The 11867-nt window shown below is 40.5% G+C and carries 10 protein-coding genes; 5 read left to right on the top strand and 5 right to left on the bottom strand.

All coding sequences use genetic code 11. From position 1 onward, the window contains the following. Nucleotides 1-34: 34 nt before the first annotated feature. Entirely contained in the window at nt 35-358 is a 324-nt protein-coding gene (locus L8106_RS04855) for a hypothetical protein (RefSeq protein ID WP_009783096.1), read from the bottom strand. Between the two features lie 419 nt (nt 359-777). Here L8106_RS04855 and L8106_RS04850 point away from each other — a divergent pair, with 419 nt between their 5' ends. Together L8106_RS04850 and L8106_RS04845 are read left to right on the top strand one after the other, a co-directional pair. Continuing rightward, entirely contained in the window at nt 778-1617 is an 840-nt protein-coding gene (locus tag L8106_RS04850; protein WP_009783095.1) for a photosystem II manganese-stabilizing polypeptide, read from the top strand. A gap of 614 nt (nt 1618-2231) precedes the next feature. Beyond that, nucleotides 2232-3011, top strand: a complete 780-nt coding sequence (locus L8106_RS04845) for an RNA polymerase sigma factor SigF (protein ID WP_009783094.1) — start codon at nt 2232-2234, stop codon at nt 3009-3011. A gap of 46 nt (nt 3012-3057) precedes the next feature. Here the strand turns inward: L8106_RS04845 and L8106_RS04840 are convergent, their stop codons facing one another. After that, nucleotides 3058-4317 (bottom strand): RNA-guided endonuclease TnpB family protein, encoded by a 1260-nt coding sequence (locus tag L8106_RS04840; RefSeq protein WP_009783093.1) that lies wholly within the window; start codon nt 4315-4317, stop codon nt 3058-3060. Between the two features lie 479 nt (nt 4318-4796). Here L8106_RS04840 and L8106_RS04835 point away from each other — a divergent pair, with 479 nt between their 5' ends. Both L8106_RS04835 and rplY read left to right on the top strand, forming a co-directional pair. Further along, complete coding sequence (locus L8106_RS04835) at nt 4797-5936, top strand: GTPase (RefSeq protein ID WP_009783092.1); 1140 nt, start codon at nt 4797-4799, stop codon at nt 5934-5936. Between the two features lie 244 nt (nt 5937-6180). Continuing rightward, the gene (gene rplY, locus L8106_RS04830; RefSeq protein WP_009783091.1) at nt 6181-6480 is read left to right on the top strand and encodes a 50S ribosomal protein L25; all 300 of its coding nucleotides are present in this window, start codon (nt 6181-6183) and stop codon (nt 6478-6480) included. Nucleotides 6481-6535: 55 nt separating this feature from the next. On the opposite strand, the gene L8106_RS04825 is transcribed toward rplY, so the two are convergent. Continuing rightward, the gene (locus L8106_RS04825) at nt 6536-7552 is read right to left on the bottom strand and encodes an adenosine kinase (protein ID WP_009783090.1); all 1017 of its coding nucleotides are present in this window, start codon (nt 7550-7552) and stop codon (nt 6536-6538) included. 219 nt (nt 7553-7771) lie between these two features. Between L8106_RS04825 and L8106_RS04820 the strand changes: the two genes are divergently transcribed. Next, on the top strand, nt 7772-8788 hold the full coding sequence (locus L8106_RS04820) for a cyanophycinase (protein ID WP_009783089.1): 1017 nt from the start codon (nt 7772-7774) through the stop codon (nt 8786-8788). Between the two features lie 435 nt (nt 8789-9223). Here L8106_RS04820 and L8106_RS04815 read toward each other — a convergent pair whose 3' ends face one another. Beyond that, nucleotides 9224-10102: a response regulator gene (locus L8106_RS04815; RefSeq protein ID WP_009783088.1), complete on the bottom strand. Its 879-nt coding sequence runs from the start codon at nt 10100-10102 to the stop codon at nt 9224-9226. A gap of 477 nt (nt 10103-10579) precedes the next feature. Continuing rightward, complete coding sequence (locus tag L8106_RS04810) at nt 10580-11734, bottom strand: prephenate dehydrogenase/arogenate dehydrogenase family protein (protein ID WP_009783086.1); 1155 nt, start codon at nt 11732-11734, stop codon at nt 10580-10582. Nucleotides 11735-11867 lie beyond the last annotated feature (133 nt).

The following is an 11867-nucleotide window of genomic DNA, read 5'->3' as shown; positions in this document are numbered from 1 at the left end:
TAATTAATGAGTGAGTCGAGGTTTAATTGAATCATCATTGATTGGAACTCGGGGAATCTTCGGGTTCAACTGAAAGCTTTTCTGAGAGTGATCGCAAGGAAGCTCGGGGAATATAGGGCCAGCCTCCATAGGTTTCGATTTCTTTGAGTAAAGCATAGAGAGCCTGACGATTATCGGGTAAAGCGTCTCGAAACCAGCCCTCTCGAATTTCTCGATGCAAGAGTTCTAGGGTGCGGAGTATCCCCAGCAGTGCTACGGTATTTCCTTGAACTTCTTGGCTCAAGTCGCGAATCGTCAGCGAGAGTGATTCTAACTGAGACTTAAAGGGTTCTGATTCAAAGTCGGTTTCGTGTTCCATGATTCGGTACAGGTTGCTCAATTATTTCTCAATTCTCAGGTTTTTGGGGAAGATCTCGACAGCTTGATCGGCTTGTCCGTAAATTTCTGGGAGCCTAAAGCCCTAAGTAAATCAACTTAAGTAGTTTAGCTCAGGTTGTTATAAATTCATACTCTAAGCAACAAAAAAAGTCACAAGCCATGTACAATTCTCTATTGGGCGATCATTGAAAGTCCCGATTGCACAAGCGATAAAGTCTGTGATCAGATTCCCCGTTGTTCGGGAAAAATTGCAAAAACCAGACCAGAAGTGTTCTAGCTTAAAAATACAGATCCTTCTACTGGGGGTGAGAGTGTCAATTGTGATCTCAGAAGTTAATGGCAACGGTGACAGATCACTCAATATATGTCACATATTGATTGGGGATATAGAGGTTAAAAATGAAATATCGTGCTTTAGTTGCTACACTTTTAGCGTTGTGCTTGAGTGTATTAACGGCTTGCTCGTCAGGGCCAGAAACAAAAAATCCAGAGTTACTGACCTACGATGATATCGTGAATACAGGTTTAGCAGTCAACTGTCCGAGTTTACCGGAAACAGCTCGGGGTTCGATAGCACTGGATTCTAGCACTTCCTATGAAATTTCGGGTTTATGTTTGCAACCGACAAGTTATTTTGTCAAGGAAGAACCCACTAGCAAGCGCAAAGAAGCGGAATTTGTTCCGGGTCGATTGTTAACTCGATTTACTTATAGTCTTGATCAAGTTGGTGGTACGTTAAAGTTTGATAAAAACGGTGTTCTCACCTTTCAAGAAAAATACGGCATTGATTTTCAGCCCATTACAGTTCAGCTTCCCGGTGGCGAACAAGTTCCTTTCTTGTTTACGATTAAAGGATTAGTCGCCCAAAGTCAAGCGGGTTTATCGAGCATTAATACGTCTACTGACCTAGAAGGCATATTTGATGTTCCTTCCTATCGGGGTTCTACTTTCCTTGATCCCAAAGGCAGAGGTTTAGCGACAGGGTATGATAACGCTGTGGCTCTCCCCGCAACCGCAGATGGGGAAGATTTTGCAGAAGCGAATATCAAGCTTGCAGATACCCAAATTGATGCAGGTAAAATTTCTCTACAAGTGTCTAAGGTGGATGGAGAAACCGGAGAAATTGCCGGAGTTTTTGAAAGCGAACAACCTTCAGATTCAGATTTAGGCGCGAAAGAGGCTGTTGAAGTTAAGATTCGCGGTTTGTTTTATGGTCGTATAGAATCGACTAAATCCTAGTCGGAGAAGGCTTTGAGTGGGGTTGAATAGCTTCCTTTTGCGCCAGTGCAAGGGGTTGGCTGTTCAATCTGTAGATCAATCAAATCCAAGTTGGGGAGGGACGATTAGTTGTCCCTCTTTTTGATCGCAGTTCTCCAGTCGTGAGGTCAGAAGTTTTTTTCTCTCTCCCCATCTCCCGACCAATCCTCTGAAGTCTTTCAGATTCAGCTATCTGTTCACTGCCCATTCATTGACGAGAGAATTCAATAAACTTTACTTGAAATTAGACTTTTATCAATGGCTTTCAGGGTCATTTAACCCTTGAGGTTATGAATTTTACAGGTCAAATTATAGCTTGTGTACATTTGTTAAACTTGGGTTAATCCTTGTCACTGAGGAAGTTTTGGTTTATACTTAGCATTGGAGGAATCAACGAGGACTCCGTTTTTGAACAGTTGTATATACACACTGTTATACCTACGTGAATTTATGGATATTTTCTAATCTTTAGAAAGTTGATCTCCGTAAATTTACGGACATTAAAAAAATAATAATTTACCAATCAGTTTTATCACAAGACTGAAATCATCTGGAAACTTTACCAGAAGCCTGCTCTACCAACGAGAGGACTACCTATGTTAGCCAAAGCCACCAACACCATCAAGTGCGAAACTCTAGAACTACTGCGTGACTATCAGTGTTCTAACTCAAAAGAACTCCGTAATCAGCTTGTACAGCTTAACATCGGACTTGTTCGCAAAGAAGTCCACCACTGGGTTAATCAATGTACCGAAAACTATGATGACCTACTACAAGTCGGCTGTATTGGGTTAATTCGGGCGATTGAACGATTTGACTTGTCAAAGGGTCATGCGTTTAGTTCATTTGCGATTCCGTATATTCGCGGAGAAATCCAACATTACCTCAGAGATAAGAGTCTTCCGCTCCGAGTTCCCCGCCATTGGTTGACACTCCAACGACAGGGAATGAAACTGGCTCAAGAACTCCAAGTGAAACTGAAACGACAGCCAACTGATACTGAAATCGCTCGAGGGTTGAATATCTCAGAAACGGAATGGAGTCAAGTCAAACTCGCAGGTTATAATCGTTCCCTTTTGAGTTTAGATGCTCCAGTCCAAGATGAAAACGAAGGCACCACCTGTCTCGGAGAACTGGTTCCTGATAACCGCTACCGTAGCTTTCAACTGGCTCAAGAAGATCAAATTCGCTTACAACAAGGGTTATCAAAGTTAGAAGAAGGAACTCGCAAAGTTCTAGAGTTTGTCTTCCTTTACGATTTAACTCAGAAGGAAACCGCCGAACGCTTAGGAATTAGTGCGGTTACGGTTTCTCGTCGCGTTAAAAAAGGCCTCAATCTACTTCAAAGAATTATGGTAGGCTCAGAAGACGAGTGACATCCTCCTACACTGAATCGAAAATTACAGTGTGGGCTTCCAAACTTCACAGCTTGGTTTTCCTGGTTTTCCCCTTACGGGATTTCGACACTTGCCTAGACTGATTTTTAACAGCCCCCGGTAGAACGTCTGCACAGGCAGTTTCCTTTCCCGTCTGTCCAACGGTACTAATTAGCTCAATTCCTCGGTTTCTAATGTTTTGACCTGCGGCTATATCGCGGTCTGTTTTGTATCCACAACGAGGACAATCATGGATTCTCACACTCAGGTCTTTTTTAACTTCCCTGCCACATTCAGGACACTCTTGAGAAGTTCCCCTTGCATCGACTTGGGCAAAGAACTTTCCACGTTTCCAACAAACATATTTGACGATAGCTCTAAACTGTCCGAATGCAGCATCAAGAGTATGTTTTCTGAGCATACCTTTAGCCATTATTCGGTAGTCTAAATCTTCCATGAAGACCATATCACCCGCGTCACAAAGCGCATGAGCTTGTTTGTAATGAAAGTCTTTTCTCGTGTTGTCAATTTGGTGGTGAAGTCGAGCAACTTTAAGGCGTTGTTTCTCGTAATTTTTAGACCTTTTCTGTTTTCTAGAAAGTCTGCGTTGCAGTAATTTCAACTCGCTTTGCAGCTTCTTGAAAAACTTAGGAGGTTTGACGAGAACACCGTCACTCGTTGCCAAAAACTTTTCCAGTCCAACATCCACTCCGATGGGATGACCATGTGGATTTGGGTCAGGAACGCTGACATCACATTGCAAGGAGATAGACGCATACCATCGGTCAGCTTTTCTCAAAATTCTCACCTGCTTAACCACAAATCCTGTTGGGATAGGACGATGCAGGTTGACTGGGATTGCTCCAATCTTGGGCAACTTAATGTGCAAGTTCGTTACTGGATTCTCCTTGAATTGAGGAAAAAGCAACGACTTGAACTGTCCGTACTTCTTGAAGCGTGGAAAACCGAATCCTCTGTTTTGGAAATACTCCCAACCTCTATGCAACTGCTTAATAGTTTGCTGAAGAACTTGAGAAGGAACTTTACCCAGTCTGGGGAATTCTTTCTTCGCTTTTGGCAAGTTATTAAGCTGTTGAATTTCGCCGGGAAATTTTATCTCAGCAGGGAGGATATACTCCTTTTCTATGGAGCATCTATCGACCAAGCACTTACGGCTGTTACACCAATCTTTGATCTCTCGCAACGCATAGTTAAATGCACTGCGACAAGTTTCCATCCACTCAATGATTTGTTGCTCTTGAGCGGCATCTGGATAGATTCGGTAACGGTGAGTAAGTGTCAGCATCCTCGTATTATAGTAGATTTACTGGATAATAGTACAGCATTAAATGTTAAGTTTACGGACGTTGAGCGCTAAACTTAACTGGGGGAGTCCATGTATCCCAACACCAACCTGAGTACAAGTACGATTTCGTTCATAGCTCCCCTAAACCCCCTCAAAAAGATAAATATTTTTTCAGTCTGAGATCAGAAATTGAATAACGGATAGTGACTTCACGTTAGAAATTGAATAAATTCATCGCAATATTGCTAACAATGAGTTTGAGTTTTCCTAACACACTGTAAAGCCATTATATTAAAAGCTAGACATAAAAAAACAGTATTTTTACGGAGAACAATCTTGTAGCTTGATACTTAAATATTTCTAAAAGTTCAGTAATTCTTCTCTTGACTATCAAATGTTTGAAGTTTAATCTTGATAGTAGAGGTAGCAATTAAGTTGATGTCATTTGCTACCCCATTAGTCGTAGGAGTTACCAAAAAATGAGTGGTTCAGCTTTTGACGGTTTAGATGAGAATAGTTTCTTTGATAGAGTTAAAGCCAAGTTTACTGAAAAAGCACCCGATTTATCTCAGACTTTAAACATTGCTATTATTGGGAAAGTTAGCTCGGGAAAAAGTTCTTTAATTAATGCTTTATTACAACACAGCCGAAGAGAAGGTTTAGAAATGGCAAAAGTGGGGGCAATTTCAGGAGTTACAAAAGGTTTAACCATCTTAAAACTTGATGAAAAAGTCTGTCTAATTGATTCACCAGGACTTGATGATGTGCGTGCGGAAAATAGTGATGTAACTCGAAAATTCCTCAAGCATATTGATGTAGGAGTTTTTGTCGTTACAGGATCATCAGATGCTTCTCAGAAAAAAAATCTAGATGATTTGAGAAAACATTGTGATTCAATTTTTGTAGTTCTCAACAAGATTGATGAGTGGGATGATCTCGATCCAACGGTTCTTGATGAGGTAATAAATCAGTGGAAGAATGACTTGAAAGTTGATAAAATATATCCAACTTGTGCAAAAGGTTATGACCCTAGAAGTCGCCTCCCAAAAATGGATATTAGAAAGGTTTATTGGCTTCGTAAGGATATTGAGGAGTTCCTCCAAAAAAAGGGAAAGGACTTATTGCTCGCAAGACACATGGCTGAGAAAACTCCTTATGCTGTTGGAATAATTGTAGCAGCATTAGTAGCAGTAGCGGCTGAAGCATTCCTTCCGGGTAGTGCTGCTTTTATAACAGCAACGCAGGCAGCGGCTATTGGATCTTTGTATTATCTATACACGGGTCAGATTCTCTCTCCAACGGCAGCTATTGCAGTTCTTCCTACATTTTTGTCTCAGACTGTGGGTTTAAGTTTATTTTTGTTTGTCGAGTCGTTTCTTCCCCCAACAGGAATTATTGATGTAGCTGCGGCAAGTGTAGCAGTTGTTATTACTCTGGCTATGTTAGCAACTGTTAATTCTATACTTTCTAAGGGCGCTAAACTTGAACAAAAAGAACTGCTACAGTCAAAATTCAAAACCTATCATAAGCAGGCTAAAACACTTTTTAAAGATTTGGCATTGACCGATATAAATGATTTGCAGAGTTTGACAGGAATAGTTACCAAATTTCTTTCTTAATGTTTGCAGAATCATATTAGAATACTGTGGTGCGTCAGAACATTAACCTTCGGGTTAAACCAATCGTTTGCTTGTCTGACCTACCCGACCTGGAGATCGCGATGAAATTTGCAACCGACCCCCTATTGTTGATATAGTTGTAGGTTGTGCCTGTTTGAAATAAAATGCGATCGCGTTATCGTTGCAGAAAACAATTTTACAGGCTGACCCGTATAATGTTAACGCTTATAGAGATTACTGAACAATGGCACTTACAATCGAATGTCAAAAACGAGCCGAAGGCACTAAGCCCAAAGCCTTGCGTCGTGAGGGTTTAATTCCGGCTGTCTTGTATGGTCATCAGGGTACGGAGTCTATTGAACTCACCCTCGATCAAAAAAAGGCAATTCAGTTAATGCAGACTGCGACAGTCAACAAAACCGTGATCGAACTCAGCATTCCTCATCTATCCTGGAATGGTAAAACGGTACTCCATGAAGTTCAGGCTCATCCTTGGAAACCCTTACCCTATCACTTTAGCTTTTTTGCAGTAAAGGCTGAATAAGATTCAAACTCTCCCCCTAACCCTATGTCCTAGAAAGCGAGGGGGAAGTAGTTGATTATCCCGCAATTACGGTTTGCAGTTGATCAACTGGAGATTTCGGTAAACGGGGGCCATGAATTTGCACGACTAACGAACCGAAATAATTTCCCCAACGGGCGGCTTGTTGTAATGTTAAACCATTGGTTAGTCCGTAGAGAACTCCACCCGCAAACGCATCTCCTGCACCGACAGTATCAACAGGTTTAACCGGAAATCCAGCAACGGGCGTAATTTGTCCCTTTTCAACAACGAGACAGCCTTTGTCACCATCGGTAATAAAAGCTAAATCGACAATTTTACCCAGTTTGCTGGCACAATCTTCTAAAGACTCACTTTGACAAAAGTGACGCACTTCCGAGGCATTACAAAAGACCACATCACAATATTCTGAGGTTAACTTGTGAAAATCGTCAGTAAAGCGATCTAATAAAAACCCATCTGAGAAGGTAAACGCAACCTTGACGCCATGACGTTTAGACTGTTCCATCGTTTCAATACAGGCTTTACGAGGATCGGCTGCATCCCAAAGATAACCTTCAACGTAGCTATATTGACACTGACTCAAATGTTCGAGATTAATATCACTAACCGATAACTGCGTTGCAACACCCAGGTTTGTACACATTGTCCGTTCAGCGTCAGGAGTTGTCAACACTAAACAAGTTCCAGTGGGGTTGTCTGGGTGAAGATGAGGAGCAATTTCAAACCCAATCCCTAACGCCGCCATATCCTGACGGTAAAATTCGCCATTGGTGTCTTCAGCCACTTTTCCCGTGTAGTAGCCAGTTCCTCCACTTTGGGCGATCGCAATCATCGTATTCGCCGCAGAACCTCCACAGCGCAATTCTAGAGATTGATTTTCCAACTCCTGTAATAATTTACCCTGGTTTTGGGCATCCATCAAGGTCATCGCACCTCGATTTAGACTATGGTTTTGGATGAAATTATCATCAACTAATGCCAAAATATCGAGTAAGGCATTTCCTACACCAAAAACACCTTTGGGCTTTGAAGCTTGATTATTTTCGCTCATGCGATTTTCTGGGTTGAAAATTGAACATCGTCACCCATCATATCAAATCATGAGAACAAGGTTAGTTAAAAATTGAGATACAGTATCAATTTAGATCTGAACTCAATGTCTCAGATTTATAAAAATTTATAAAATATACTCATATAGAGTTATGAATTTGGAGTATGATATATAAAAATATTAACTTTTTTAAAGTTGAACAAAAAAGGGGTGTTAATCATGTCAAGTCGATCCGATTTTGATTATTATTTAGCTTGTGGAAGTAAAGAACGGGTTTCAATCAATTCTCAACCCGGGATTTTATTGATTGGGGGAGCCGAAGGGAACAAATCAGGTGAACATGAAGCGAATCAATGGTTTCTAGAAAGAGCAAAAGGGGGTAAATACTTGGTGCTTCGGGTTGGAAAAATAGGGGGTCAAGCTGACTGGATTTGTCGTCATTATCGAGAGTGGATTCATTCAGCGGCTGAACTTTCTATTAATAGTCGGGAAGCGGCAAATCACTCAGAAGTTATTGAATATATTCAGGAAGCTGATGCTCTGTTTATCGCCGGAGGAGATCAAAATAAATATAAAGAATATTGGGAAGGAACCGAAACTGAGAACGCCCTGAATTATTTGATTAATGAAAAGAAAATTCCCCTAGCGGGTACGAGTGCTGGAATGGCTATTCTGGGAGACTATTATTATGCTCCTGAACATCAGGGGGTACTCAGTTCAGAAATTCTCAATGATCCTTTTCACTATAATACTCAAAGTATTCATCGCAGTAACTTTGTTCAAGTTCCCTATCTAAAACGGGTGATTACTGATACTCATTTGGATAGGATAAATTCGGTTAATCCTGAAACGAGATATGGAAGATTATTGGGCTTACTCGCCAAGGTGATTTATGAGGATAATGGTCAACTCGATCATTATGCTATTGGTGTAGAAGAAGGAGCTTTTTTGGCAATTGATGAAAAAGGCATTGCTAAAGTTTTTGGAAATGGAACACATATTGGACAAGATGCTTACTTTTTACAAACAAATGGAGCCTTACCTGAACAAATGGAACCGGGCTGGCCAATGATTTGGAATAACTCAGGGAAAGCTGTAAAAGTTTATCGAATTTCTGGTGATCCTGAAGGAAGTGGTTCTTTTGATTTGAATGATTGGTCTACTGCTAGCGGTGGACATTGGGAATATTGGTACACAATTGGTGGGAAGTCTGGATTAAGAAAAGAATTGTTATAATTCCGCAGATTGAGTGGTTATAGCAATCCTAAATGATGCGTGAAAAATCTAAAAACAGATAAAAAGTCTGACATGATTTTACCTCTTGGCTTTTACAAGCAAATATTCTACACAACCGTGATCGGATTGCTATATGACTCATTTATCGAAAAAATCCCAAAATAACTTCTATAAAAAAAGCTTTTATTTATAGAGAAGAAAATAGCTCAACAGTCAAAGAAAAATCAAATTGATTTTCAGGCTTAATTCTGAGATTGAAAATAGAGCTTTTGCTCAGACTCTAAACAGCTATCAACAAAAACTTATTCAATTTATTTAAATAAGAGTTATAATTTTAGGAATCGCCAAACTTGTGATAAATTACGGGTTCTATAACTTGGGTATAAACTGTGTTTTAAACGGAAGAAAATGCTTTAAAATAATCTCAGACTTACTTTACTGATCACTATTGGTTTGCTGATTTCTCCAAATTTGTGGAGCAGCTCCATGATGCTTACGAAACTGTCGAGAAAAGTGACAAGAGCTTTGATAGCCAATCCTGCGAGCAATTTGTTCTACAGTATAGCTGGTTTCTTGGAGTAGAGAACGTGCGGCTTTCATTCGTCGCTCAATAATCCAGCGATTCACTGTTTTTCCGGTTAAAGATCCCACTTGGCTGGTTAAATAAGCCGGTGAATAGCCTGCATACTCAGCGACTTCAGCTAAGGTAATGGATCGCCAATAGTTGGCTTCAATAAAGTTAAAGACCTTGTTAAGTGATTCTTCAAAAGGACAATTAAAAGCTGTTGTTTCTTCTAAGTTAATCTCGTCTGATTCTTCTCCATCCTGGGATTCACTGCTAGTTGGAGTATTAGTTGGAGTATTATTAAATTTAAGAGCATACCCCTCCTGTAAGATAGAGCGCTTTTTAATTTGTGAGACGACTGCTTCGATTAGATCTTGAATTTTAAAAGGCTTTGTTATGTAGTCATCTGCACCAAGCACCATCGCCTGCCTAATATTATCTTTCTCCCATTTACCCGTCACAAAAATAAATGGAATAATTGCAGTTTCAGGACATTCTCGCAGAGAGTTTAAAACACCATAACCATCTAGTTCTGGCATAATGATATCGCAGATAATGACTTCAGGCAAATATTTACGAGCAAGCTCAAGCCCAATCACGCCATTTTCTGCTTCAATGGGGCAAAATCCTTCAGCTTCCAAACTATTAACAAATAGCTGTCGAGCATAATATTCGTCTTCAACAATTAAAACCTTTGGAGAAGATACACTTTTAGAAGATGCACTTATTTTGGCTGGGATGGTTGTCATGGGTTCAGGTAAGTTACTTAATTACAACAGCAGTCAATTCGACTTATTTTTAGTCAAAAAAAGACAGATGTTTGCACCTGAAAGTAAGGCTTAATTCTGTCAAAGGCAATTCAAATTAAGCGACTTTCAGTTGAATAGATTAATAATTGTTAGTTTCTAAAAAAATACTTCAGAAACTATCGACTAAAGTCAATCCTTAATTATTGTAACGCTTTACCCATAAATTAGTCAACTCTATAAAAAATAATCACAATTGTTTATAGTAGCTAGAGTTAAGAACAGCTTAAGATATAGACGAATATAGATTTGGATTTAAGATTTACTGAATTTATGATTTGTTCACCCAAAAAATAAATATTTTATTTTATTTTATTTTAATAAACTAGACGTAAAAAATTTTCTGAAATGGGGGAGGGTTATTACCCCTTAGATCAGAACAATCTTCGTCTTCTTTTCAAGCCTATAGGTGTCAAGAATTCAGCTAACAATTCTGTCTACTGGTCTAGACCATTGTATTGATTCCTGTTGACCATTAACTTCAAGCGGTTCAACTTTGGAAGCCGCCAAAAAGACACTCAGGCTTTCGATCAGATAATCAGTTTCTTGTCGAGAGTGAGGCATTACCGTCTGAAAAGTTTGATGAGCAGTTTCAAAAGCACTTTTGAGACACTCGAGATCATTACAGCTTGCCGCAGAAGCAAGTTGAGCATAAGTTGTAGACAATCGCTGTAAAATGCGACGACTCTGCTCGGAACCAATCATAATCTCTAGAGAAAGAGAACTACTTTGGGCAAAAAAACGACTAGCCGTCGCGATCGCCAACCGATACAGAGGACTAGACAACTCCAAACTCCGAGCAACATCAACATCCTCAGTCGCCAAAAACACCCCCAACCCAAACGTCATAAAGTGACGAATCCCCTGAACCGTCGCCATCATCTGATCATGCTCGGCAGCAGAACTGGTTCTCAGCTTACCACCATTGCGTTCAATCAACTTCAACAACCAATCAAAAGCACTCACCTTTCGACCTGGACAAACCACAACATTCTGAGATAAAAAAGAACGAGTACCCGGGCCAAACATCGGATGTAGTCCGATTACCGGGCCAGAATGATGAGTCAACATCGCCTCCAGAATGGGTGCTTTAATACTAATAATGTCCGTCAAAGCTGTCGTCTGTCTGAGGAAAGGCGCCGCCTTTTCAATCACACTAACCGCCTGATCAGTTGGCACACAAACCATCACCAGATCAGCATTTCCCAAAAACACCTCAGCATCATCCCAATCATCGCGACCCATCAACTTTACCCGATGTCCAGCATCAATTAGCTGATCGGCAAAAAACAGACCCATCTTACCCGTACCGCCAATCAGCGTCACCCGCTTAGGCGAATCCGTTTTGGAGAACGTTAACTGATCAGACTGAGTAATTGTAGCTGCGGCTGCCGCACTGGTTAATAAACTCCGCCAAACAAACTCCGGTACACCCGCACGGGCTAACTCCGTTTTGAGCGTTTTAGAATCAATCTCATCCGGTGAGTCAGCCATTGCTGCGATCCGTTCTCCGAGCAACTTGACAAGCTGACGGTCAATTTCTGCTAACTTGGATGGGGATTTTGAACAAAACACAATCCTTTACCTCCTATCTCAGTTGAAATAGAATCTAGGAAACTCAAAAGACGGAGTAGGAAACAGGGTTTAGTAAACAGGAAACAGTACCCAGAGAGGGTAAGTTAGTTTTTGAACATTGCTTTCCTTCTGA

This window comes from Lyngbya sp. PCC 8106, from assembly GCF_000169095.1.
In the GTDB taxonomy this organism is placed as follows: domain Bacteria; phylum Cyanobacteriota; class Cyanobacteriia; order Cyanobacteriales; family Microcoleaceae; genus Capilliphycus.
This window is presented reverse-complemented; position numbering and strand designations above follow the sequence as displayed.